We start from the raw sequence: 23,069 nt of genomic DNA on the forward strand, positions 1-23,069 counted from the left end.
CGTGCGCGGGCGCAGTCACCGATCCGGACCGTCGGCCTCGTCCAGTTCGACGCGGGCAGCGGTGCCCGCCGCCTCCACGGTCGGATGCGCGTGCGCGAGCAAGGCCTCGTCCCCGGCGGCGACGAGCACGTCGCGGACCACCCCGCTGTCGCGGGCCGGGTACAGACGGATTCCGCGGTGGCCGAGGGCGTCGGCGAGCCGGCCCAGCACCTGTGCGGTGTTCAGCGGTACTCGTCGGCGAGGTCGAGGTAGCCGTCCCAGCGGGGCAGGGCGCGGCCGGCGAGCACGGCGTCGAGCCGGTCGAGATAGTACTGCCAGCCGGGACCGACCTCCGAGGTCTCCGACCGCGGTACGTGCCGGTGGGAGAACTCGAGCGTGGTGACGACACCGACCTGCTTCACGGTGACCTCGAGATGCCACCCGTCCTGGTCGACGCCGAGCTCGTGGGGTGGATCGCAGCGCAGGATCCGCACGTCCGTCGTCGCCGTGTCGTGCTCGTCGGTCATCGTCAGCCGCACCCGTCCGGAGGTGGGGTCGCCCGTCCACCGTCCGTACCAGCGTTCGAGCCGGTCCGACTCGGTCAACGCCGCCCACACCTCGCCCACCGGCAGCGCGAAACTGCGCACGTAGTGCAGGGTCACGAGCGAGGACCCGTCCGGACAGCCGTGCTCGGGACGGATCTCGCCGAGGACGGTGGTCGGGGTGCTCATCGAACGCTCCTTTCCACGCAGTGCTGTCCCCATTGTGATCCGCCGGGTGTCACCCTGCCGGGTTCGGGGTCGGACCGACTCGGCGGGGAACCGCCGGGGCGGCCGCGGCGTCGAACGAGGCAGGGAACACCACAGGGGAGGAGCCCCACCATGGACCGTAGGACGGTGCGCTGCAGCCGTGCCCGCTTCACCGGGCTGCACACGACCCGCAACCCGAGCTGGACCGCGCGCCTGCGCTGCGGCGTGACCGACGGCTGCCGGCCCCCGGATCCACGGGCGGGCGAGCCCGACCGGGACGGACCGTGGCGGTGACGGTCAGTCGGCGGGCAGTGCCGCGGCGGCCTCCGCATCGAGGAACCACACGGTCTGCTCGCGGCCCCGCGCCCCGGCCGCCGGGACGTCCACCGGGGCGGCGCCGCCCACCGCGGCCGCGACGGCCTCGGCCTTGGCCGCACCGGTGACGAGCAGCCACACCTGCCGGGCGCGACGGATCGCGGGAAGGGTGAGCGTGACCCGCGCGGCGGGCGGCTTGGGGGAGTCCTCGACGCCGACGACGAAGCGGTCCTGCTCGCGCACCGCGTCGGTGTGCGGGAACAGGGAGTTGATGTGGCCCTCGCCGCCCATGCCCAGCAGGTGCACGTCGAACTCGGGGGTCGTGCCGTCGGGGGAGTTCGCGGCGAGCACCTCTTCGTACGTGTGCGCCGCCGAGTCGGGGGAACCGGCCCCGGCCTCGTCGAGGGTGGGCATCGCGTGCACCCGCGCCGGATCGAGCGGCACGTGGTCGAGCAGCGCCGCGCGCGCCTGGACCTCGTTGCGCTCCGGGTCGCCCGGCGGCAGATATCGCTCGTCGCCGAAGTACACGTCGACCGCGGACCAGTCGATCCCACCGGGGGCACGCAGGACCGCATCGAGCACGGCGATGCCGGTGCCGCCCCCGGTGAGCACCACCGACGCGCGGCCGCGGGCGTGCTGCGCGGCGACCACGGCCTCGACGAAGGCTGCGGCGGCCGCTCGCGCGACGTCGTCGCCCGTCTCGCAGCGCCGCACGCGGACGTTCTGGGAAGTGTCGTGCACGTCAGACATACTCCACCTTGGACAGTGCGGTCAGGGCCGAGTGGTACACCTCGTCGGGGTCGAGCCGTCGCAGTTCCTCGGCGAGGCATTCCGAGGAGTCGCGGCGTGCGAGCGTGATCAGCGAATCGGGTTTACCGGTGCGCCGCAACGTCGCGACACGCCCGTCCTGGGGCCGCTCGAGCGAGATCGTCTGGGTGCGGGTGCGCAGTTCGACCCGCAGATCGCCCACCGCGCGCTGGACCGGGCCGTCGATCCGGCTCGCGAGCCAGCCCGCGAGCAGATCCACCGCGGGTTCGCTGCCGAGCCCCGACACCAGCGCCGACTCGATCGGCTCGAACGGCGGCTGGTCGAGCGCGGAGACGAGCAACGCCCGCCAGTAGGTGATTCGGCCCCACGCGAGGTCGGTGTCGCCGGGGGTGTAGCCGGGCAGCCGGGAGACGATCTCGGCCATGGGGCGCGAAGAGTTCGTCGCGTCCGTCAGGCGACGCACGGCGAGCCGGCCCACCGGATCCGCCGCGGGCACCTCCGGGGGCGTGTTCGGCCACCACACCACCACCGGGGTGTCCGGCAGCAGGAACGGCACGATCACCGATTCCTGGTGGTCGGCGAGCGGGCCGTGCAACGCGAGGATCAGCACCTCCGAGGCGCCGGCGTCGCCGCCGATGCGGATCTCCGCATCCATGCGCGGTTCGCCGCCCGCGCGGCCGCGGCCGACGACGATCACACGGCACGGATGCTCCCGCGACGCCCCGATGGCCGCGGTGATCGCGGCCTCGAGTCCGCGCGGACCGTCGGTGCACACCACCAGCGTGAGCACGCGCCCCTGCGTGACGATGCCCCCGGTCTGCCGCAGCTGGACCAGCTGCTTGCTGATGTCGATCGCGGTCGCGTTGCGCAACTGCATTCTCACGGGCGTCTCCATTCGCGGCCCGAGCGACGGAGCATCTCGTCGGCCGCCGACGGTCCCCAGGTGCCGGCCTCGTACGGTTCGGGCTTACCGTGTGCCGCCCAGTGCTCGAGCACGGGGTCGAGGATCTTCCACGACAGCTCGACCTCGTCGTCGACGGGGAAGAGGGACGGCACGCCGAGCAGCACATCGAGGATGAGCCGCTCGTACGCCTCGGGGGAGGACTCGGTGAACGCCTGGCCGTAGCTGAAGTCCATGTTGACGTCGCGGACCTCCATGCCCGACCCGGGCACCTTGGAGCCGAAGCGGAGGGTGACCCCCTCGTCCGGCTGCACCCGGATCACGAGTGCGTTCTGGCCGAGCTCGGTGGTCATCGTCTGATCGAACGGCAGGTGCGGGGCCCGCTTGAACACGATCGCGATCTCGGTGACGCGCCGGCCCAGGCGCTTGCCGGTGCGCAGGTAGAACGGCACTCCGGCCCAGCGGCGGGTGTCGATCTCGCACGTGATCGCCGCGTACGTCTCGGTGGTCGAGTCGGCCGCGAAGCCCTGCTCCTCGTGCAGGCCGACGACCTGACCGCCGTTCTGCCAGCCCGCGATGTACTGGCCGCGGGCGGTGGTCTCGTCGAGGGGCTCGGCGAGCCTGGTCGCGGAGAGCACCTTGATCTTCTCCGCCCGCAACTCGGCCGGGTCGAAGCTGATCGGTTCCTCCATGGCGATGAACGCGAGCAGCTGCAACAGGTGGTTCTGGATCACGTCCCGGGCGGCGCCGATGCCGTCGTAATAGCCGGCGCGGCCGCCGAGGCCGATGTCCTCGGCCATCGTGATCTGGACATGGTCGACGTAGTGCGCGTTCCACAGCGGGTCGAACAGTTGGTTCGCGAACCGCAACGCCAGGATGTTCTGCACCGTCTCCTTGCCGAGGTAGTGGTCGATGCGGAACACCGCCTCCTCGGGGAACACCTCGGCGACCAGCCGGTTCAGCTCCCGGGCGCTCGTCAGGTCGTGGCCGAACGGCTTCTCGATGATCACGCGGCTCCACGTGCCCTCCCGCGCGATCGCGAGCCCGGACTGCTTCAGCTGCGCCGACACCACCGGGAACGCATTCGGCGGGATGGAGAGGTAGAAGGCGTGGTTGCCGCCCGTGCCGCGGGCCTTGTCCAGTTCGGCGAGCGTCGACGCGAGTTCGGCGAACGCGGCGTCGTCGTCGAAGCTGCCCTGCACGAAGCGAATGCCCTCGGCCAGGCGGTTCCACACCTCCTCGCGGAATTTGGTGCGCGAGTTGGCCTTCACCGCGTCGTGGACGACCCGGCCGAAGTCCTCGTCGACCCAGTCCCGCCGGGCGAAGCCGACGAGCGCGAACCCGGGCGGCAGCAGGCCGCGGTTGGCCAAGTCGTACACCGCCGGCATCAGCTTGCGGCGGGCCAGGTCACCGGTGACCCCGAAGATCACCAGGGCGCACGGCCCGGCGATCCGGGGCAGCCGCCGATCGCGCTCGTCCCGGAGTGGGTTGACCCACGCCGCCGTCTCGGGTTCGCGCACCGCGTCAGCTCTTCGCGCCGTGCGCGATCAGCTGCTCGGAGGTGGCGGCGAGCAGCTCGTTCCAGGACACCTCGAACTTCTCGACGCCCTCGTCCTCGAGCTTGCGGAACACCTCGGGCAGGTTCACCCCGATCGTCGACAGCGCGGAGAACACGTTCGCGGCGGCCTTCTCGGTGCCGGTGACCGTGTCGCCGGTGACTTCCCCATGGTCGGCGACGGCCTCGAGGGTCTTCTCCGGCATGGTGTTGACCGTGTGCGGGGCGACCAGCTCGGTGACGTACAGGGTGTCCGAGTACTCCGGGTTCTTCACCCCGGTCGACGCCCACAGAGCGCGCTGCGGCCGCGCCCCGGCGGCGGCGAGCTGCTCGAACCGGGCACCCGACTCGAACGCCCGGCGGTACGCCGCGTACGCCAGGCGGGCGTTGGCGACGCCGGCCTTACCGCGCAGCGCGAGGGCCTCGGGGGTGCCGATGGCCTCGAGCCGCGCGTCGATCTCGGTGTCGACGCGGGAGACGAAGAACGAGGCCACCGAGTGGATCGTCGACAGGTCGTGGCCGGCCGACTTGGCGGCGGTCAGGCCGTCGAGGTAGGCCTCGATGACCCGCTCGTAGCGCTCGACCGAGAAGATCAGCGTCACGTTCACGCTGATGCCCTCGCCGATCACGCGGGCGATGGCGGGCAGGCCGGCCACCGTCGCGGGGATCTTGATGAGCAGGTTGGGGCGGTCCACGATGCGCCACAGCTCGATCGCCTGCTGCACGGTCGCATCGGTGGAATGCGCCAGCCGCGGGTCGACCTCGATGGAGACGCGGCCGTCGACGCCGCCGGTGGCCTCGAACACCGGGGCCAGGACGTCGCACGCGGCGCGCACGTCGTCGGTGGTGACGGTGCGGATGGTGGTGTCCACGTCGGCGCCGGCCAGGGCGAGCTCACGGACCTGGGCGTCGTAGACGTGACCCTTGCTGAGCGCGGCCTGGAAGATCGACGGGTTGGTGGTCACGCCCACCACGCTGCGGGTGGCGATCAGCTCGGCAAGGTTGCCGGACTCGATGCGGTCCCGGGAGAGGTCGTCGAGCCACACGGACACACCGGCGGCCGAGAGCTGGGCGAGGTTCTCGTTCTGGGTTACCTGCTGGGTCATCGGGATCATCCCTTCACTCGGGTCAGCGAGCGGCGGGCGGCGTCGACGACGGCCTCGGCGGTGATGCCGAACTCGCGGAACAGGGTCTTGTGGTCGGCGGAGGCGCCGAAGTGCTCGAGCGAAACGGCCTCACCGGCGTCGCCGAGCAGGCGGTACCACGGCATCGCCAGGCCGGCCTCGACGGAGACGCGGGCACGCACCGCCGGCGGCAGCACCGCGTCGCGGTACGCCTGGTCCTGCTCGAGGAACCAGTCGAGGACCGGCACCGACACCACGCGGGTGGGGACGCCGTCGGCCTCGAGGACCTCGCGGGCCGCGACGGCGAGCTGCAACTCCGAGCCGGTGCCGAGCAGCACCACCTCCGGGGTGCCGCTCGACGCCTCGGCCAGCACGTACGCGCCGCGGGCCAGGCCCTCGGCGGCCTTCTCGCGGGTGCCCTCCAGCACCGGCACGTCCTGGCGGGTCAGGGCCAGGGCGGTCGGGCCGGTCTTGTTCTCCAGCGCGGCGGCCCACGCGAACGAGGTCTCGTTCGCGTCGCCGGGGCGGATCACGGCCAGGTTGGGGATGGCGCGCAGCGCCGTGAGGTGCTCGACCGGCTGGTGCGTCGGGCCGTCCTCGCCGAGGCCGATCGAGTCGTGGGTCCACACGTAGATCGCCGGGGTCTGCATGAGCGCGGCGAGCCGCACCGCGGGACGCATGTAGTCGCTGAACACCAGGAAGGTGCCGCCGTAGGGGCGGGTCGGGCCGTGCAGGGCGATGCCGTTGAGGATCGAACCCATCGCGTGCTCGCGCACGCCGAAGTGCAGCGTCCGCCCGTACGGCTGGGCGTTCCAGTCCTTCGTGGAGATCGACACCGGGCCGAACGAATCCGAGCCGGGGATCGTGGTGTTGTTCGAGCCCGCCAGGTCCGCCGAACCGCCCCACAGCTCGGGCAGCACCGGACCGAGCGCGGCGAGGGCGCTGCCGGACGCCTTGCGGGTGGCCGGGCCCTTGGCGGCCGGCTCGTAGGTGGGCAGCACCTCGGTCCAGCCGGCCGGGAACTCCCCGGACTGCAACCGGTCGAACAGCTCCTTGCGCTGCGGCTCCCGGCCCGCCCACGCGTCGAACTCGGCCTGCCATGCGGTGCGGGCCGCCGCGCCGCGCTCGACGACGGCGCGGGTGTGCTCGATCACGGCCGGGTCGACGTCGAAGTGCTTGGCGGGGTCGAAGCCGAGGGCGGTCTTGACGGCGGCGACCTCGTCGGCGCCGAGGGCGGCGCCGTGCACGTCGCCGGTGTTCATCTTGGTCGGCGCCGGGTAGCCGATGATGGTGCGCAGCACGACGAGCGACGGCTTGTCGGTGACGGCCTTGGCGGCCTCGACGGCGTCGAGGATCGCGGTGACGTTCTCGCCGCCCTCGACGGTCTGCACGTGCCAGCCGTACGCCTCGTAGCGCTTGGCGACGTCCTCACCGAGCGCGATCGCCGTGTCGTGCTCGATGGAGATCTTGTTGTCGTCGTAGAAGACGATCAGGTTGCTGAGCTGCTGCACGCCCGCGAGGGACGAGGCCTCCGACGTCACGCCCTCCTCGATGTCGCCGTCGGAGGCGAGGACGTAGACGTGGTGGTCGAACGGGCTCGCGCCGGTCGCCGCGTCCGGGTCGAACAGGCCGCGTTCGCGGCGCGCCGCCATCGCCATGCCCACGGCGGAGGCCAGGCCCTGCCCGAGCGGGCCGGTGGTCATCTCCACCCCCGCGGTGTGCCCGAACTCGGGGTGGCCGGGGGTCTTCGAACCCCACGTGCGCAGCGCCTCGAGGTCGGCGAGCTCGAGCCCGTAGCCCGACAGGTACAGCTGGATGTAGAGGGTCAGGCTCGAGTGCCCGCACGAGAGCACGAACCGGTCCCGTCCCACCCAGTGCGGGTCTGTCGGGTCGTGCCGCATCACCCTCTGGAACAGCGTGTAGGCCACCGGGGCCAGGCTCATCGCCGTGCCGGGGTGTCCGTTACCCACCTTCTGGACCGCGTCGGCGGCGAGCACGCGGGCGGTGTCGACGGCCTTGGTGTCGAGGTCGGTCCAGTCGGCGGGGTGCACTGCCTGGGTGAGAGAGCGGATCTCGTCTGTGATCGACACGAGCAGAAGTCTCCTGACATGGGTATACGGGGAGCGTGCGGGCGCGAAAGCCTCGAGCGCCCCTCCAGAGTAATGTGCTGCGCTTTGCGGGTCGATTCGGTCCGGGCCTGCGCGACGTCTACCATCGTTCGTAGTAGGGCGACGGCGAGCGAAGGTGCGTAATCGCGTGGTGCAAGGAGACAGGGTGCGGGCAGGGCAACGGCCGGGAGGACACGGCTTCGGCGCCCCCGAGACACCCCGGGCGCCTCGCCCCGACACGGTGTGGGGACGCGTTTCGGGCACGGTGCTCGCCTATATCGCGCTGACCAAGCCGCGCGTGATCGAGCTGCTGCTGGTGGCGACCATCCCGGCGATGCTCTTCGCCGACCGCGGCGAGGTCGACCTGGTGCTCATCCTGAGCACCCTGTTCGGCGGGTGGATGGGCGCGGCCAGCGCGAATGCGCTGAACTGTGTCGTCGACGCCGACATCGACAAGGTGATGAAACGGACGGCGCTGCGGCCGCTGGCCCGGCAGGCCGTCCCGACCCGGCACGCGTTCGTGTTCGGCATGGTGCTCGGCGTCGTGTCGTTCCTTTGGCTGTGGTGGCGGGCGAACCTGCTCGCCGGCCTGCTCGTCGTTGCCACGATCGCCTTCTACGTGCTGGTCTACACGATGGTCCTCAAGCGCAGGACCTGGCAGAACGTGGTGTGGGGCGGAGCCGCCGGGTGCATGCCGGTGATGGTCGGCTGGGCCGCGGTCACCGGCTCGCTGAGCTGGGAACCGATCGTGCTGTTCCTGGTGATCTTCTTCTGGACGCCGCCGCACACGTGGGCCCTGGCGATGCGCTACAAGGAGGACTACAAGGCCGCCGGCGTGCCCATGCTGCCCGTGATCGCGAGCGAGCAGCACGTCACCAAGCAGATCCTGCTCTACACGTGGGCGACCGTCCTGGCGACGCTGGTGCTCGTGCCGGCCGCCGGCCTGGTGTACGCGGTGGTGACCGTCGCCGCGGGCGCGTGGTTCCTGCTCGTCGCGCACCAGCTGTACCGCAGCGTCCGGGGCGGAGCGGCGGTCAAGCCGCTCAAGCTGTTCCTGCAGTCCAACAACTACCTCGCCCTGGTGTGCCTGGGCCTGGCCGTGGACTCGGTGCTCGACCTGCGCACCGTCGCCTCGTTCTTCTGATCCGCGTCAGCGTCCGCGCCGGGGCCGAGCGAATGTATCGTCCGCTGCCGCTGAGCGACGGAACGATACATTCGCTCGGGGCGGGCCTCAGGGGACCAGCACAATCGAGCCGGTCGTGCGGCGGGCCTCGAGGTCCCGGTGTGCCTGCTCCGCTTGCGCCAGCGGGTACCGGGCGCCGACACGGACGGTCAGGGTGCCGTCGGCGACGGCGGCGAACACGTCGCCCGCCCGCCACATCAGCTCCTCGCGCGTTCGCACGTGGTGCGCGAGGGTGGGGCGGGTGACGTACAGCGAGCCGGCCGGGTTGAGTCGCTGCAGGTCGAACGGCGGCACCGGGCCGCTGGCGGCGCCGAACAGCGCCAGCGTGCCGCGGATGCGCAGCGATGCGAGCGACGACTCGAACGTGGCGGCGCCGACCCCGTCGTAGACGGCCGCGACGCCCTCCCCGCCGGTGAGGTCACGGACCCGCTCGGCGAGGTCGTCGGTGTAGCGCAGCACCTCGGCCGCGCCCGCCTCCCGCGACAGGGTCTCCTTCTCGTCGGTGGAGACGGTCGTGATCACCCGCACGTCCTTCGCGGCGGCGAGCTGGGTGAGCAGCAGGCCCACGCCGCCGGCGCCCGCGTGCACCAGCACCGTCTCGCCGGGCTGCGCCGGATACGTCGAATTCAGCAGGTAGTGCGCGGTCATGCCCTGGAGCAGCGCCGACGCGGCCTGCTCGGCGGGAACGGGGTCGGGCACCGGTACGGCCACCGCCGCCGGCACGAGCACCTGTTCCGCGTAGGAACCGTCGGCCGACGCCCAGCTCACCCGGTCGCCGACCCCCACGTCGGCCACGCCCTCACCCACCGCGACGACGCGGCCGGTGCCCTCGGTCCCGGGGACGTACGGCAGCTCCCGCGGGTACAGCCCGGTGCGGAAGTAGGTGTCGATGAAGTTGATGCCCACGGCGTCGGTCCGTACCAGCAGCTGACCTGGGCCGGGCTCGGGAGCCGGGAGGTCGACGAGGGTGAGCACCTCGGGGCCGCCGAACCGTGCCACTTCGATTGCGCGCATGCGTTCACAGTATTCTGCAGGCATGAGCGCCGATACTCAGGTCGTGGCCGCACCGGCCGACATCGTGAAGTCCTTCCGCAGCTTCGTCGCCGCGCACGGCGGCTCCGCCAAGGCGGTGCTGCAGCCGGTCGCGCGGGGCGCGGTGCGCATCACCCTCGTCGCCGAGGACGGGGTGCTCGGCGACCGGGTGGTGCGGGATCTCGCCACCGCGCACGCCGTGGTCCAGGCGTTGCCGGACGTCACCGTCTCGGAGTGGGACCGGGAGGTGACCAGCATCGCGACCCCGCAGCAGGGCCACTGGAAGAAGATGGCCGGCTGGGTGGCCAACCAGACCCGGTTCCCGCGGGCGCGCAACGAGCGCTGACCGATCCTCGAAACGGCTCCGGGGGCCGCCCGTCACGGGCGGCCCCCGGAGCCGTTTCGCCGTATCGCGTGCGCCGGCGTCAGACGGTGACCGGTTCGCGGACCGGTTCGGTGGTGCGGACCCGCCCGGCCGCCCACACCGCCGCCGTGGCGGCCGTGCACAGCCCGGCACCGGCGACGTGCACGGCGACGAGTGCGGCGGGCACGTCGGTGAAGTACTGCACGACCCCGACCAGGGCCTGGGCGACGACGAGAGCGAGCAGCACGTGCAGGCGCTTCTTCACCGGATGGGGGGCGGCGACGGCGTACAGCGCGAAGGCCAGGCCGACGAGCAGGCCGAGGTATCCGACGAGCAGCTCGGCGTGCAGGTGCACCAGCGACTCGATGTCCATCTCGAGGCGCGGCACCGGCCTGTCGGCGCTCTTGTCGCCGGCGTGCGGGCCGGCGCCGGTGACCATCGTGCCCGCGACGAGCACCCCGGCGAGCAGCGCAGCGGACAGGGCGGTGAGGGTCCGCAGCGGGCGGGGGATCGTCTCTACGACCACCCCGTCGTCGGGCTCGCCGACCTTCGCGTACAGCAGCACCGCGAGCCACACCATCAGCATCGACGCCAGCAGGTGCACCGCCACGGTCCACCAGGCCAGGCCGGCGAGCACGGTGATGCCGCCGATGACGGCCTGCAGGACGGTGCCGGCGGGCATCAGCCAGGCATAGGTGAGGACCTCGCGGCGGCGCCGGGCGCGGGTCACGGCCAGCACGACCGCCGCGGCGGAGGCGACGACGACGAAGGTCAGCAGCCGGTTGCCGAACTCGACGACCTGGTGCAGGGTGGCGACCTCCTCGGACACGCCGACGGGCACGAAGCTGCCCGGGAAGCACTGCGGCCAGGTGGGGCACCCCAGGCCGGACGCGGTCACGCGGACGATCGACCCGGTCACGGCGATACCGCCCTGGGTCAGGATCGCGATCAGCGCGAGCAGCCGCTGGGTCCGCAGGGACGGCAGGGGCAGACGGTCGACAAGGCTCAGAAAGCCGCGATACAGCACATGACGATGGTACGGGCCGGTCCACTACAGGCTGTAGTGGGGTGGGGTGCCGGGTCAGACGAAGCGGAACAGCCGGCTCGCCAGGAAGCCGCCGACGGCCGCCCACGCGCCGAGGATCGCGACGGCAAGCCAGTCGATGCTGCCGCGCAGCGCGTCGTCGAGGGCGAGGGCGAGCGCCCCCGACGGAACCAGGCGGGCCACGTGCACCACCGCCTCGTGCAGGCCGTCGCCGGCGAGGACGACGCTGCCGATGCCGAGCAGCACGAACCAGATGATGTTGGCCAGGGCCAGCACGATCTCGGCGCGCAGCGTGCCGCCGAGCAGCAGGCCCAGCGTCGCGAACGTCACGGTCCCCAGCGCGATGACGACGGCCCCGAGGAGCAGCCCGACCGGCTCGGGGCGCCAGCCGAGGGCGAGGCCGATGCCGCCCAGCAGAATCGATTGCAGCGCCACGACGAGCGCGACCGCGCCGCTCTTGCCTGCGATGATGCCCCACTTCGGCAGCGCGGTGGCGCCGAGTCTTTTCAATGCACCGTATCTGCGGTCGAATCCGACCGCGATGGCCTTCCCGGTGAACGCCGTGGACATCACCGCGACCGTCATCACGGCCGGCAGGACCCGGTCGACCCGGGTGGCGCCGAGGTCGCCGATCGGGAGCAGGGTGAGCCCGATCAGCAGGGTGATCGGGATGAACATCGTCAGCAGCAGCTGCTCGCCGTTGCGCAGCAGCAGCAGCAGTTCCATGCGGGTCTGCGCGGCGAGCATCGCCGCCGGGGCGTTCGGCCGGGGCCGCGGGCTGAAGGTGCCGGGGGCGAACCGGTTGGCCGCCAGCCGCTCGTGCGACATGCTCATCCTCGGATCTCCCGTCCGGTCAGGTCCAGGAACACGTCCTCGAGGCTGCGCTGGTCCACCCGGATCTCGCTGGCCAGGACGCCCTGGTCCGCGCACCACGACGCGGCCACCGCGACGACCTGCGGATCGATGGGGCCCTCCACCAGGTACCGGCCGGGACCGGCCTCGCGCACCCGGAACGTGTCCGGCAGGGCGGCGCGCAGGGGAGCGAGGTCCAGACCCGCGGCGGCGGTGAGCCACAACTGGCCCTCCGCGCCGGTGCGGGCGACCTCGGCGGGGGTACCGGCGGCCACGATCCGGCCGTGATCGATGATGACGACCTCGTCGGCGAGCTCCTCGGCCTCGTCCATCAGGTGCGTGGTGAGCAGCACCGCGACTCCGTCGCGCCGCAGGGCGTCGATCAGTTCCCAGACCAGCAACCGCGCCTGCGCGTCCAGACCTGCGGTCGGCTCGTCGAGGAAGACGAGTTCCGGCCGGCCGACGAGCGCGCACGCCAGCGCGAGCCGCTGCTGCTGCCCGCCGGACAGCCGCCGGTACGGGGTGCGGCGGGCCTCCTCGAGCCCGAGGCTGCGCAGCAGCCAGGCCGGATCCAGCGGATCCGCGGAATAGGCAGCCACCAGGTCGAGCATCTCCCCGGCCTTGGACCCCGGGTAGGCGCCGCCGCCCTGCAGCATGACCCCGATCCGCGGGCGCAGGGCCTCGGAGTCGGCGATCGGGTCGAGCCCGAGGACGCGCACGGTGCCGGAATCGGGTGCGACGAAGCCCTCGCACATCTCCACGGTGGTGGTCTTGCCGGCACCGTTGGGGCCGAGCAGCGCGAGTACCTGGGCGCGTTCGACGGTCAGGTCGAGACCGTCGACCGCGGTGAGGTCGCCGAATCGCTTGACGACGCCCTCCAGGCGTACGGCGGGTGGCGCAGCGACGGGGGATCTCGAGGTCACGAGGTTCCAGCGTAGGCGCCGGGCGAATCGGCGGGACGCGGTGGTGCGTCCTCCTCGTCGCGCCAGGGCAGCCGGTTGCGGGTGGCGAAGATGGCCAGGCCCACGACGACGACCGTCGCGATGGCCGCCTGGACGATGATGAACGGCTGGTACTCGCCGCCGTTGGGCATGAGGATCACGCTCACCAGCGACGAGAACGCCACCGTGGGGAGCCGGAAGATCGGCCGGGTGGCCCACGCGGCCAGGGGGATCACCGCCCACAGCAGGTACCACGGCTGCACCACCGGGAACAGCAGCACGATCGCGCCGAGGGACACGCCGAGCGCGCCGACGGGATGCAGCCGGCCGGTGAGCACCGCCAACATCATCCGCACCGTCACCAGCGCCGCGATCAGCGCGGCGACGGGCCGGGTGAGCGACAGGATCGCGGTGGTGTGGTCGCCGAGCCCGAGCAGCACCCCGGCCAGGCCGGTGCCCAGGCCGAGCAGCGTCGGGATGGACATCCAGCTGCGCACCTCGGTTGCGGTGCCGAGCGTCTGGGTCCAGCCGAAGCCGAGGCCGCTGCCCCAGCTGACCGCGCCCACGACGACGGCGGCGACCACGGCGAGCAGTGCGGCGGCGGCGGCCACGGCGCGCAGGGTGCCGCCCCAGCGGTGCGCGAGCGCCATCCCGACGAAGCCGAGGGCGAGCAGCGAGGGGACCTTCACCATCGACGACAACGCGATCACGGCGGAACCGGCCAGCAGCCAGGCGAGTGCCCGGCCGCGCAGCGGCCCCGCCGGATCGGGGGTGTGGATGCCGCGCAGCGCGAGCTCGAGACCGGCGAGCATGAGGCCGAGCATCAGGGCCTCGTTGTGGATGCCGGCGACGAGGTGGAACAGCAGCAGCGGGTTGGCCGCGCCGAGCCACAGGGCGCTGACGGAGGCGACGCCGCAGCGGCGCGCGAGCCGCGGCAGCGCCCACACGATCAGCGCGACCCCGGCGAGCGCGGAGACGCGGTGCAGGAAGACCCCGGCGACGATGTTCTCGCCGGTCAGGTCGGTGATGCGCTGCCCCAGCCACAGGATCGCCGGTCCGTAGGGGGCGGGGGTGTCGCGCCAGATGTTGGGCACGGTACGGGTCAGGACGTGGTCGACGCCCAGGGCACCGGCCGGGCCGATCCCGTACGGGTCGAGTCCGCGGGCGGCGATCTCGCTCTGCGCGAGATACGAGTACACATCCTTGCTGAACATCGGGGGTGCCACGATCAACGGCAGGATCCACAGCAGCAGCGTGCGGTCGAGCTGGGAGCGGGTGAGCCGGCGGGGCACCCCGTCCGGGTCGCGGCGGCCGATCGCGGAAGCGGCCGAGCAACAGCCACGCGAGGACCACCAGCACGGTGCCGGTCATGGTGAGGGTCAGCGCGGCGCTGGGCATGCGCGCGGGCAGCCCGAGCAGGCGCAGACCCTGGACGGGATTCTGCAGCACCGGCTGCGCGCCGGCGCCGAGCGCGCCGACCGCCATGAGCACGGTGCCCGTCGCGCCGAACAACCGGATCCGGTGCAACTGGGTGGTCTCGGTGGCGTCGAGGCCGCGGCCCTCGAGTTCGTCGCCGTGCAGGATCGCGGCCACGGCCGGGTCGCCGCCGCGGCCGTCGAGTCCGAGGGCACGGCGGCCGAGTTCCACGGCACGGGCTCCGAGGTCCGCGGCGCGGCGGCTCGGCGCCGGGCCGGTCGGGTCGGGTTCCACGGTGGGCGACGGCACCCGAGCAGCGTAGCGGGGCCGGGAACCGGGCCCCGCCGCAGTTAGGTAGGGCACCCTTTGTGGACCGGCCCGGGGAATTCCGTCACACTGGTGTTGTGAAAACGACGTCCGCTGCCCGGGTGCACGAGGAACGCGCAGGTCACACGCCTGTCGCCGCGTTCCCGGTCACCCAGGCGCCGGGCACGCACGAGGGCCAGACCCGGGCGGCGGTGGTGCAGCTGCTGCTCGAGGAGGGTCCGATCACGGCCACCGAGATCGGTGCCCGGCTCGGCCTGAGCGCGGCCGGGGTGCGCCGCCACCTCGACGCCCTCATCGACACCGGCGAGGCCCAGGCTGCTCCGCCGCCGCGGCGGGAGGGCCGGGGACGGGGACGGCCGGCGCGCCGATTCCAGCTCACCGCGGTGGGCCGGGCCCGGCTGGGACACTCCTACGACGACCTCGCCAGTGCTGCGATGCGGCACCTGCGGGAGGTCGGCGGCGAGGCCGCCATCGAGGACTTCGCCCGGCGGCGCGTGCAGTCCATCCTCGGCGGGGTCCCGCCCGCGGAGTCCGGGAGCGCCACCGAGATCGAGGCCACCGCCGAGGACATCGCGGCGGCGTTCACCGACGCCGGGTTCGCGGCGTCGACCCGGCGGGTGGGCACCGGCGTGCAGATCTGCCAGCACCACTGCCCGGTCTCGCACGTGGCCGAGCAGTTCCCGGAGCTGTGCGAGGCCGAACGGGAGGCGTTCACCGAGATCCTGGGCACCCATGTGCAGCGGCTGGCGACCATCGCCAACGGCGACAGTTTCTGCACCACCCACGTCCCGGTGCTGCCGCCGGACATCGGCAAGACCTGAGCACGACCCGCTTCCCCCGACAGAGCAACACGTTGTCCGCCGGCGATCAGCCCTCGCCGGCACCGAACAAGACTCCGGAAGGAGCTCACATGACCGTCACATCGGATCAGGCGTCGGCCGGCGCGCCGCTGACACAGGAGGAGACCATCGCGTCCCTCGGTCACTACGGCTACGGCTGGTCGGATTCCGACGCCGCCGGCGCCACGGCCCAGCGAGGCCTGTCCGAGGCGGTCGTGCGCGACATCTCCGCGAAGAAGGACGAGCCCGAGTGGATGCTCGACATCCGCCTCAAGGCGCTGCGCACCTTCGAGAAGAAGCCGATGCCGGTGTGGGGCTCGAACCTGGAGGGCATCGACTTCGACAACATCAAGTACTTCGTGCGCTCCACCGAGAAGCAGGCCGCGAGCTGGGAAGAGCTGCCCGAGGACATCAAGAACACCTACGACCGGCTCGGCATCCCCGAGGCGGAGAAGCAGCGCCTCGTCGCCGGTGTCGCCGCGCAGTACGAGTCGGAGGTGGTCTACCACCAGATCCGTGAGGACCTCGAGTCCCAGGGTGTGATCTTCCTCGACACCGACACCGGCCTGCGCGAGCACCCGGAGATCTTCAAGGAGTACTTCGGGTCGGTCATCCCGGCCGGCGACAACAAGTTCTCCGCGCTGAACACCGCCGTGTGGTCGGGCGGCTCGTTCATCTACGTCCCGCCCGGCGTGCACGTCGACATCCCGCTGCAGGCCTACTTCCGGATCAACACCGAGAACATGGGCCAGTTCGAGCGGACCCTGATCATCGTCGACGAGGGCGCCTCCGTGCACTACGTCGAGGGCTGCACCGCCCCGATCTACAAGTCGGACTCGCTGCACTCGGCGGTGGTGGAGATCATCGTCAAGAAGGGCGGGCACTGCCGCTACACGACCATCCAGAACTGGTCGAACAACGTCTACAACCTCGTCACCAAGCGCACCAAGGTCGAGGCCGGCGGCTCGATGGAGTGGATCGACGGCAACATCGGTTCCAAGGTCACCATGAAGTACCCGGCCGTATGGATGATGGGTGAGCACGCCCGCGGCGAGGTGCTGTCCGTGGCGTTCGCCGGCGAGGGCCAGCACCAGGACACCGGCGCGAAGATGCTGCACCTGGCGCCGCACACCTCCTCGACCATCGTGTCGAAGTCGGTGGCCCGCGGCGGCGGTCGCGCCTCCTACCGCGGCCTGGTCCAGGTCAACAAGGGCGCCCACGGGTCGAAGTCGACCGTCAAGTGCGATGCACTGCTCGTCGACCAGATCTCCCGCTCGGACACCTACCCGTACGTCGACATCCGTGAGGACGACGTGACGATGGGCCACGAGGCGACCGTCTCCAAGGTCTCCGACGACCAGCTGTTCTACCTGATGAGCCGCGGACTGACCGAGGACGAGGCGATGGCGATGGTGGTGCGCGGCTTCGTCGAGCCCATCGCCAAGGAACTGCCGATGGAGTACGCGCTCGAGCTCAACCGCCTGATCGAACTGCAGATGGAAGGGGCAGTCGGCTAAATGACTGCGGAAGCGAAGAACACCCCCACCGCCACCGGGGTGCAGGGAGCCGTGCGCTCGGAGAACGCCACCGGGCCCGCGATCAAGACCGCCCGCGGGCCGGCCGTCAACAAGGGGGAGGTCTTCACGTCGTTCGACGTGAACGCCTTCGAGATCCCCTCCGGTCGCGACGAGGCCTGGCGGTTCACCCCGCTGCGCCGGCTGCGGGGCCTGCACGACGGCACCGCGGTCGCCGACGGCGCCACCACCGTCGAGGTCACCCCCGTCGAGGGGGTGCAGGTCGAGACCGTCGGCCGCGACGATGCCCGCCTCGGCCAAGGCGGCGTGCCGGCCGACCGTGTCGCCGCCCAGGCCTACTCGGGCTTCACCACCGCCACCGTCGTCACCGTCGGCCGCGAGGTCGAGGTCACCGAGCCGGTCACGATCACCGTCACCGGCCCCGGGGAGGGGAAGGTCGCGTTCGGACACCTGCAGGTGCGGCTCGAGCCGTTCGCGTCGGTCACCGTCGTCCTCGACCAGCGCGGTTCCGGCACCTACGCGGAGAACGTCGAGTTCGTCCTCGGCGACAGCTCGCGCCTGAACATCGTCGCCATCCAGGACTGGGCCGACGATGCGGTACACGTGACGGCCCACCACGCCCGCCTCGGCCGCGACGCCGTGCTGCGGCACTTCACCGTCGGCCTCGGCGGTGACCTCGTGCGCGTGTCGCCGACCGTCAGGTACGACGCGCCCGGTGGCGACGCCGAAATGCTCGGTCTGTACTTCGCCGACGCCGGCCAGCACCTCGAGCAGCGCCTGCTCGTGGACCACGCGCAGCCGCACTGCAAGTCCAACGTGGTGTACAAGGGTGCCCTGCAGGGCGATCCGGGCTCCGGCAAGCCGGACGCGCACACCGTGTGGATCGGGGACGTGCTCATCCGCGCCGAGGCCGAGGGCACCGACACCTTCGAGCTGAACCGCAACCTGGTGCTCACCGACGGTGCCCGCGCCGACTCGGTGCCCAACCTCGAGATCGAGACCGGCGAGATCGTCGGCGCCGGTCACGCCAGCGCCACCGGCCGGTTCGACGACGAGCAGCTGTTCTACCTGCGTGCCCGCGGCATCTCCGAGGAGCAGGCGCGCCGCCTGGTGGTCCGCGGATTCTTCCACGAACTCGTCGAGAAGATCACCGTGCCCGCCGTCCGGGAGCGGCTCGAGGCCGCCATCGAGGCCGAGCTCGCCGCCGTCGGCGCCTGACCCCCACCCGTTCTCCCCATCTTCGCGAAGGAACCGTTACCGACATGTCCCCCGAGCAGAACGTCCTCGAGATCAAGGACCTGCACGTCCGCGTCGCCCAGACCGACGACAACGCCGAGCCGATCAACATCCTCAAGGGCGTGAACCTCACCGTCCGGTCCGGGGAGACGCACGCCATCATGGGCCCCAACGGGTCGGGCAAGTCCACCCTGTCGTACGCCATCGCCGGCCACCCCAAGTACGAGGTGACCTCCGGGTCGATCACCCTCAACGGCGAGGACGTGCTCGCGATGAGCGTGGACGAGCGGGCCCGCGCCGGCCTGTTCCTGGCCATGCAGTACCCCGTCGAGGTTCCGGGCGTGTCCATGTCGAACTTCCTGCGCACCGCCGCGACCGCGGTCCGCGGCGAGGCGCCGAAGCTGCGGCACTGGGTCAAGGAGGTCAAGTCGGCGATGACCGAACTCGACATCGACCCGGCGTTCGGTGACCGCTCCGTCAACGAGGGCTTCTCCGGTGGCGAGAAGAAGCGCCACGAGATCCTGCAGCTGGGCCTGCTCGCGCCGAAGATCGCCATCCTCGACGAGACCGACTCCGGCCTCGACGTCGACGCGCTGCGCGTGGTGTCCGAGGGCGTCAACCGCTACCAGGAACGCGAGCACGGCGGCGTGCTGCTGATCACCCACTACACCCGCATCCTGCGCTACATCAAGCCGCAGTTCGTGCACGTGTTCGTCGGCGGCCGCGTCGTCGAGTCCGGTGGCGCGGAGCTGGCCGAGGAACTCGAGACCAACGGTTACGTGCGCTTCACCCAGGCCGCCGCCGCGGCCGCGGGTGCCGACAAGTAAGGAGCAGTGAGCCGATGACGGTGCAGGTGCCCACGGTGGACGTCGCCCGGATCCGGGCCGACTTCCCGATCCTCGGGCGCACGGTGCGCGACGGAAAGCCCCTGGTCTACCTCGACTCCGGGGCCACCTCGCAGCGCCCGACGCAGGTCCTCGACGCCGAACGCGCGTTCCTGACCACCTGCAACGCGGCCGTGCACCGGGGAGCGCACGAGCTCTCCGAGGAGGCCACCGACGCCTACGAGGGCGCCCGCGCCGTGATCGCCGACTTCGTCGGCGCGGATCCCGACGAGGTGGTGTTCACCAAGAACGCCACCGAATCGCTCAACCTCGTCGCCTACGCCTTCGCCGACGCCCGGTTCCCGCGGCGCCTCGGGCCCGGCGACGAGATCGTCGTCACCGAACTCGAACACCACGCCAACCTGGTGCCCTGGCAGGAACTCGCCCGGCGCACCGGCGCGACGCTGCGCTGGTTCGGCGTGACCGACGACGGCCGCATCGACGTCGACTCCCTCGAACTCACCGACCGGGTCAAGGTCGTCGCCTTCACCCACCAGTCCAACGTCACCGGGGCCGTGGCGCCGGTCGAGGAGCTGGTACGGCGCGCGAAGGCCGTCGACGCGATCGTCGTCCTCGACGCCTGCCAGTCCGTGCCGCACATGAGCGTGGACTTCCACGCGCTCGGCGTCGACTTCGCCGCGTTCTCCGGCCACAAGATGTTCGGCCCCTCCGGCGTCGGCGTCCTCTACGGCCGCCGTGAGCTGCTCGCCGACGTGCCGCCGTTCATCACCGGCGGCTCGATGATCGAAACCGTCACCATGGAGGCGTCGACGTTCGCGCCGCCGCCGCAGCGCTTCGAGGCCGGCTCACCGATGTCGTCGCAGGCCGTCGGTCTCGGCGCCGCGGTGCGGTACCTGCAGCAGATCGGCATGGACGCCGTCGCCGCGCACGAGCACGAGCTCACCGCGGCGGCCCTCGCCGAACTCGCCGGCATCGACGGCGTGCGGATCGTCGGCCCCACCACGGCCGAGCAGCGCGGCGGGGCGGTGTCGTTCGTCGTCGACGGCATCCACGCCCACGATCTCGGGCAGATCCTCGACGACGAGGGCGTCGAGATCCGCGTCGGGCACCACTGCGCGTGGCCGCTGCACCGTCGATTCGGGGTCGCGGCGACCGCCCGCGCCTCCTTCGCCGTGTACAACACGCTCGACGAGGTGGCCGCGCTCGGCGCGGCGATCCGCCGGGCCCAGGCCTTCTTCGGAGCGCGCTGATGCGGATGGAGCAGATGTACCAGGAGGTCATCCTGGACCACTACAAGCACCCGCACCACCGGGGTCTGCGCGAGCCCTACGGCGCGGAGGTGCACCACGTGAACCCCACCTGCGGCGACGAGGTGACGCTGCGGGTGCATCTCGCCGACGACGGCACCGTCGCGGACGTCTCCTACGACGGGCAGGGCTGCTCGATCAGCCAGGCGTCCACCTCGGTGCTCACCGACCAGGTGATCGGGGAGCCGCTGGACCGGGCCCTGGCCACCGTCGACGCGTTCGCGGAGATGGTCGGCAGCCGCGGGACCGTCGAGGGCGACGAGGACGTACTCGGCGACGGCATCGCCTTCGCCGGCGTCTCGAAATACCCGGCGCGCGTGAAGTGTGCGCTGCTGGGCTGGATGGCCTTCAAGGACGCCGTCGTGCAGATCGCCGACAGCATCCACAGCACCCACAGCACTCACAGCACCGCACCCGTAGCCAGCGGAGGACAGAACTGATGACCGAACCCGTGACCCCGGCGGACGAGACCACCGCCGCAGCCCCGGACGCGGCTCCCACCCTCGACCCCGAGCGGTTCGAGGAGCTCGAGGAGGCGATGCGCGACGTCGTCGATCCCGAGCTCGGAATCAACGTCGTCGACCTGGGCCTGGTCTACGGCATCACCGAGGACGACGAGGCCGTCACCATCGACATGACGCTCACGTCGGCGGCCTGCCCGCTCACCGATGTGATCGAGGACCAGTCCCGCAACGCTCTCGTCCGCAGCGGCCTGTGCGACGAGCTGCGCATCAACTGGGTGTGGATGCCGCCGTGGGGGCCGGACAAGATCACCGAGGACGGTCGCGAGCAGCTGCGCGCGCTCGGCTTCACCGTCTGACGCGGCCGGTGACCCGGCCCAGCTCCCAGGCGCCCCCGGATCCGGGGGCCGGCAGCTCCCCGGATCCGATCACCGCCCTCGAACACGAGTTCATGGCGCTGATGCGCCGCGGCCGGGCACAGATGGGGGAGCGGGCCCGCGCCGTCCACCCCCGGCTGGATCCGGCGTGCTACCCGCTGCTGGTGCTGCTCGGCCGCGCCGACGCGGTGGCGATGTCGGAGCTGCTCGCGGATCTCGCCATCGAGAAGTCGACGTTGACGCGGCGCATCGACGCCGCCGCCCGGCTCGGCCTGGTCGAGCGGACGACGGACCCGCAGGACGCGCGGGCGCGGCTCGTGGCGCTCACCCCGGAAGGCCGGGAGCGGCTGACCGCGTTGCAGCGCGAGCAGACGGCGCGGTGGCGTCGCCGGCTGTCCGCATGGGACACGGCCGACGTGGAGCAGCTCACGGCGCTCCTGCGCCGCCTCGGCGACGGACTGGACTGAGATGTGGTGCCGGCCGCGGCCGGCACCCATCCGACACCTGAGGCCCCGGCCGGTGCCGGGGCCTCAGGCCCGCTTGCGCGCGGTGGACTTCTTCGCGGGGGCCTTCTCGATGGTCTTCTTCGCCGCCGTCTTCTTCGCGGTGGGCTTCTCGGCCGTGGTCTTCTTCGCCGGCGTCTTCTTCGCGGCGCTCTTCCTGGCGGGTGTCTTCTTCGCCGCCGCGCCCCGGGCGGGCGCGGCCGCGCCCGACTCGTCGCCGGCCGCGGCGGCGTCCACGCTGCGCTGCAGCGCAGCCACCAGGTCCAGCACCTCGGCGTCCTCGGCGGCGGGTTCCCCCGCCGGGGTCACCGGCAGCACCTTCTCGCCGCCCCGGGCGATGATGTCGTCGATCAGCGACCGCAGCTCGACCTGGTACTCGTCGGTGAACTCGTCCGGACGGAAGTCGTCGGCCATCGACTCGACGAGCATCTCCGCCATCGCCAGTTCCTTCTGCTTCGGCGGCTCCGCGTCGTCGAGCACCGGGAACGCCACCGACCGCACCTCGTCCGGCCACAGCAGGGTCTGCAGCACGAGCACGCCGTCGCGGTTGCGCAGCGCCGCCAGCCGGGTGCGCTGCCGCAGCGTGAAGTGCACCAGTGCGGTGCGATCGGTCTGCGTGAGCGTCTCGGCCAGCAGCGTGTACGCCTTCGGCGACGACGAGTCCGGCTCGAGGTAGTACGACTTCTCGAACAGGATCGGGTCGATCTGCTCGGTCGGGACGAACTGCAGCACCGGGATCTCGTGTTTCTCCGCGACGGGCAGCTTGTCGAAGTCCTCGTCGGCGAGCACGACCCGCACGCCCTCGTCGGAGTCGTAGGCCTTGTCGATCTCGGCGTAGGGCACCGACTCGCCGCACTCGGTGCAGATCCGGTCGTACTTGATCCGCCCGCCGTCCTTCGCATGCACCTGGTGGAACCGGATGTCGTGGCTCTCCGTGGCCGAATACACCTTCACCGGCACGTTCACCAGCCCGAACGCGATGGAACCCTTCCAGATCGAACGCATGGTTCCATCATGGTCGAGATCGGCGCCCGCCGCGCGGAACCGGGCGAACTCCTCACCACAGGGCGCGCAGCATCGCCCCGCGCAACGCCGGCGAACCCGTCGCGAACATCCGGGTCATCGCCGCCACCGTCCCGCCGAGGTCGGTGCGGCCCGACAGGTAGGAGCGCTGGCGTTCCGGTGGCAGCGTGAAGAACCCCGCGAAGAACGCCGGGGTCTGTTCCGGGCGTAGTCCCAGCAGCACCCGCAGCCCCGAGGCGCGCAGCTGCGCGACCGCACGCGCGGACGGGGACCACAACGCCGCC

At 71.6% G+C, this 23,069-nt stretch carries 23 protein-coding genes and 2 pseudogenes; 11 read left to right on the forward strand and 14 right to left on the reverse strand.

The features are described from left to right. Positions 1-15 precede the first annotated feature (15 nt). Positions 16-210, reverse strand: a complete 195-nt coding sequence (locus CQZ88_RS00780) for a hypothetical protein (protein WP_006936588.1) — start codon at positions 208-210, stop codon at positions 16-18. A gap of 11 nt (positions 211-221) precedes the next feature. Beyond that, positions 222-710 carry an SRPBCC domain-containing protein gene (locus tag CQZ88_RS00785; RefSeq protein ID WP_006936589.1) on the reverse strand — a complete coding sequence of 163 codons (489 nt, stop codon included), beginning with the start codon at positions 708-710 and terminating at the stop codon, positions 222-224. A 150-nt stretch (positions 711-860) separates the two neighbouring features. Between CQZ88_RS00785 and CQZ88_RS29685 the strand changes: the two genes are divergently transcribed. Beyond that, a complete protein-coding gene (locus CQZ88_RS29685; RefSeq protein WP_006936590.1) occupies positions 861-1,022 on the forward strand; it encodes a hypothetical protein in 162 nt (53 codons plus the stop codon). Between the two features lie 3 nt (positions 1,023-1,025). On the opposite strand, the gene pgl is transcribed toward CQZ88_RS29685, so the two are convergent. From pgl to tkt, 5 genes are read right to left on the reverse strand one after another with little or no spacing between them, the layout of a single operon-like run. Further along, positions 1,026-1,793, reverse strand: coding sequence for a 6-phosphogluconolactonase (gene pgl / locus CQZ88_RS00790; protein WP_006936592.1), 768 nt, complete (start codon positions 1,791-1,793; stop codon positions 1,026-1,028). After that, entirely contained in the window at positions 1,786-2,694 is a 909-nt protein-coding gene (opcA, locus tag CQZ88_RS00795) for a glucose-6-phosphate dehydrogenase assembly protein OpcA (protein WP_373566476.1), read from the reverse strand. The genes pgl and opcA overlap by 8 nt, the downstream gene beginning before the upstream one ends. Next, positions 2,691-4,232 (reverse strand): glucose-6-phosphate dehydrogenase, encoded by a 1,542-nt coding sequence (gene zwf, locus CQZ88_RS00800; RefSeq protein ID WP_006936597.1) that lies wholly within the window; start codon positions 4,230-4,232, stop codon positions 2,691-2,693. The genes opcA and zwf overlap by 4 nt, the downstream gene beginning before the upstream one ends. A gap of 4 nt (positions 4,233-4,236) precedes the next feature. Next, positions 4,237-5,373 (reverse strand): transaldolase, encoded by a 1,137-nt coding sequence (tal, locus tag CQZ88_RS00805; protein WP_029543636.1) that lies wholly within the window; start codon positions 5,371-5,373, stop codon positions 4,237-4,239. A 5-nt stretch (positions 5,374-5,378) separates the two neighbouring features. Further along, entirely contained in the window at positions 5,379-7,481 is a 2,103-nt protein-coding gene (gene tkt / locus CQZ88_RS00810) for a transketolase (RefSeq protein ID WP_102799102.1), read from the reverse strand. Between the two features lie 184 nt (positions 7,482-7,665). Here tkt and CQZ88_RS00815 point away from each other — a divergent pair, with 184 nt between their 5' ends. Continuing rightward, positions 7,666-8,643: a heme o synthase gene (locus CQZ88_RS00815; protein WP_006936603.1), complete on the forward strand. Its 978-nt coding sequence runs from the start codon at positions 7,666-7,668 to the stop codon at positions 8,641-8,643. Between the two features lie 87 nt (positions 8,644-8,730). Here the strand turns inward: CQZ88_RS00815 and CQZ88_RS00820 are convergent, their stop codons facing one another. Next, on the reverse strand, positions 8,731-9,696 hold the full coding sequence (locus tag CQZ88_RS00820) for a quinone oxidoreductase (protein ID WP_006936604.1): 966 nt from the start codon (positions 9,694-9,696) through the stop codon (positions 8,731-8,733). Between the two features lie 22 nt (positions 9,697-9,718). On the opposite strand from CQZ88_RS00820, the gene CQZ88_RS00825 reads away from it, so the two are divergent. Then, complete coding sequence (locus tag CQZ88_RS00825; protein ID WP_006936605.1) at positions 9,719-10,060, forward strand: hypothetical protein; 342 nt, start codon at positions 9,719-9,721, stop codon at positions 10,058-10,060. A gap of 79 nt (positions 10,061-10,139) precedes the next feature. Here CQZ88_RS00825 and CQZ88_RS00830 read toward each other — a convergent pair whose 3' ends face one another. The 4 genes and pseudogenes from CQZ88_RS00830 to mptB form a co-directional block, all read right to left on the reverse strand. Next, entirely contained in the window at positions 10,140-11,105 is a 966-nt protein-coding gene (locus tag CQZ88_RS00830) for a heme A synthase (RefSeq protein WP_006939252.1), read from the reverse strand. A 54-nt stretch (positions 11,106-11,159) separates the two neighbouring features. Next, entirely contained in the window at positions 11,160-11,957 is a 798-nt protein-coding gene (locus CQZ88_RS00835) for an ABC transporter permease (protein WP_102799103.1), read from the reverse strand. Further along, the gene (locus CQZ88_RS00840; RefSeq protein WP_006939255.1) at positions 11,954-12,898 is read right to left on the reverse strand and encodes an ABC transporter ATP-binding protein; all 945 of its coding nucleotides are present in this window, start codon (positions 12,896-12,898) and stop codon (positions 11,954-11,956) included. Before CQZ88_RS00840 ends, CQZ88_RS00835 begins: the two co-directional genes overlap by 4 nt. Then, positions 12,895-14,641, reverse strand: a pseudogene (mptB, locus tag CQZ88_RS00845) (polyprenol phosphomannose-dependent alpha 1,6 mannosyltransferase MptB). Before mptB ends, CQZ88_RS00840 begins: the two are co-directional and overlap by 4 nt. Positions 14,642-14,700: 59 nt before the next feature. Between mptB and CQZ88_RS00850 the strand changes: the two are divergent. From CQZ88_RS00850 to CQZ88_RS00885, 8 genes are all read left to right on the forward strand, one after another. Then, the gene (locus tag CQZ88_RS00850; RefSeq protein WP_006939260.1) at positions 14,701-15,480 is read left to right on the forward strand and encodes a metalloregulator ArsR/SmtB family transcription factor; all 780 of its coding nucleotides are present in this window, start codon (positions 14,701-14,703) and stop codon (positions 15,478-15,480) included. A gap of 89 nt (positions 15,481-15,569) precedes the next feature. After that, complete coding sequence (sufB, locus tag CQZ88_RS00855) at positions 15,570-17,015, forward strand: Fe-S cluster assembly protein SufB (protein ID WP_006939262.1); 1,446 nt, start codon at positions 15,570-15,572, stop codon at positions 17,013-17,015. Then, complete coding sequence (sufD, locus tag CQZ88_RS00860; RefSeq protein WP_102799104.1) at positions 17,016-18,251, forward strand: Fe-S cluster assembly protein SufD; 1,236 nt, start codon at positions 17,016-17,018, stop codon at positions 18,249-18,251. 44 nt (positions 18,252-18,295) lie between these two features. Beyond that, on the forward strand, positions 18,296-19,096 hold the full coding sequence (gene sufC, locus CQZ88_RS00865) for a Fe-S cluster assembly ATPase SufC (RefSeq protein ID WP_006939265.1): 801 nt from the start codon (positions 18,296-18,298) through the stop codon (positions 19,094-19,096). Positions 19,097-19,110: 14 nt separating this feature from the next. Next, complete coding sequence (locus CQZ88_RS00870; RefSeq protein ID WP_006939266.1) at positions 19,111-20,364, forward strand: cysteine desulfurase; 1,254 nt, start codon at positions 19,111-19,113, stop codon at positions 20,362-20,364. Beyond that, positions 20,364-20,861 (forward strand): Fe-S cluster assembly sulfur transfer protein SufU, encoded by a 498-nt coding sequence (gene sufU, locus CQZ88_RS00875; RefSeq protein ID WP_006939267.1) that lies wholly within the window; start codon positions 20,364-20,366, stop codon positions 20,859-20,861. Before CQZ88_RS00870 ends, sufU begins: the two co-directional genes overlap by 1 nt. Beyond that, the gene (locus tag CQZ88_RS00880) at positions 20,861-21,241 is read left to right on the forward strand and encodes a metal-sulfur cluster assembly factor (protein WP_006939268.1); all 381 of its coding nucleotides are present in this window, start codon (positions 20,861-20,863) and stop codon (positions 21,239-21,241) included. Before sufU ends, CQZ88_RS00880 begins: the two co-directional genes overlap by 1 nt. A gap of 8 nt (positions 21,242-21,249) precedes the next feature. Continuing rightward, a complete protein-coding gene (locus CQZ88_RS00885) occupies positions 21,250-21,726 on the forward strand; it encodes a MarR family winged helix-turn-helix transcriptional regulator (protein WP_029543656.1) in 477 nt (158 codons plus the stop codon). A 63-nt stretch (positions 21,727-21,789) separates the two neighbouring features. Here CQZ88_RS00885 and CQZ88_RS00890 read toward each other — a convergent pair whose 3' ends face one another. Both CQZ88_RS00890 and CQZ88_RS00895 read right to left on the reverse strand, forming a co-directional pair. Then, entirely contained in the window at positions 21,790-22,767 is a 978-nt protein-coding gene (locus CQZ88_RS00890; protein ID WP_102799105.1) for a Ku protein, read from the reverse strand. Between the two features lie 52 nt (positions 22,768-22,819). Beyond that, a pseudogene (locus tag CQZ88_RS00895) lies at positions 22,820-23,069 on the reverse strand (lycopene cyclase); the annotation flags it as partial.

This window comes from Rhodococcus sp. ENV425, from assembly GCF_002887785.1.
GTDB classification, from domain to species: domain Bacteria; phylum Actinomycetota; class Actinomycetes; order Mycobacteriales; family Mycobacteriaceae; genus Rhodococcus; species Rhodococcus aetherivorans.

Excerpts from the sequence above, each read along its gene's own strand:
- CQZ88_RS29685 (WP_006936590.1), top strand. The coding sequence starts at position 861 with ATGGACCGTAGGACGGTGCGCTGCAGCCGTGCCCGCTTCACCGGGCTG.
- pgl (WP_006936592.1), bottom strand. The coding sequence starts at position 1,793 with ATGTCTGACGTGCACGACACTTCCCAGAACGTCCGCGTGCGGCGCTGC.
- sufC (WP_006939265.1), top strand. The coding sequence starts at position 18,296 with ATGTCCCCCGAGCAGAACGTCCTCGAGATCAAGGACCTGCACGTCCGC.
- CQZ88_RS00825 (WP_006936605.1), top strand. The coding sequence starts at position 9,719 with ATGAGCGCCGATACTCAGGTCGTGGCCGCACCGGCCGACATCGTGAAG.
- CQZ88_RS00890 (WP_102799105.1), bottom strand. The coding sequence starts at position 22,767 with ATGCGTTCGATCTGGAAGGGTTCCATCGCGTTCGGGCTGGTGAACGTG.
- CQZ88_RS00785 (WP_006936589.1), bottom strand. The coding sequence starts at position 710 with ATGAGCACCCCGACCACCGTCCTCGGCGAGATCCGTCCCGAGCACGGC.
- CQZ88_RS00880 (WP_006939268.1), top strand. The coding sequence starts at position 20,861 with ATGACCGAACCCGTGACCCCGGCGGACGAGACCACCGCCGCAGCCCCG.
- CQZ88_RS00870 (WP_006939266.1), top strand. The coding sequence starts at position 19,111 with ATGACGGTGCAGGTGCCCACGGTGGACGTCGCCCGGATCCGGGCCGAC.
- sufD (WP_102799104.1), top strand. The coding sequence starts at position 17,016 with ATGACTGCGGAAGCGAAGAACACCCCCACCGCCACCGGGGTGCAGGGA.
- sufU (WP_006939267.1), top strand. The coding sequence starts at position 20,364 with ATGCGGATGGAGCAGATGTACCAGGAGGTCATCCTGGACCACTACAAG.
- CQZ88_RS00820 (WP_006936604.1), bottom strand. The coding sequence starts at position 9,696 with ATGCGCGCAATCGAAGTGGCACGGTTCGGCGGCCCCGAGGTGCTCACC.
- sufB (WP_006939262.1), top strand. The coding sequence starts at position 15,570 with ATGACCGTCACATCGGATCAGGCGTCGGCCGGCGCGCCGCTGACACAG.
- CQZ88_RS00835 (WP_102799103.1), bottom strand. The coding sequence starts at position 11,957 with ATGAGCATGTCGCACGAGCGGCTGGCGGCCAACCGGTTCGCCCCCGGC.
- tal (WP_029543636.1), bottom strand. The coding sequence starts at position 5,373 with ATGACCCAGCAGGTAACCCAGAACGAGAACCTCGCCCAGCTCTCGGCC.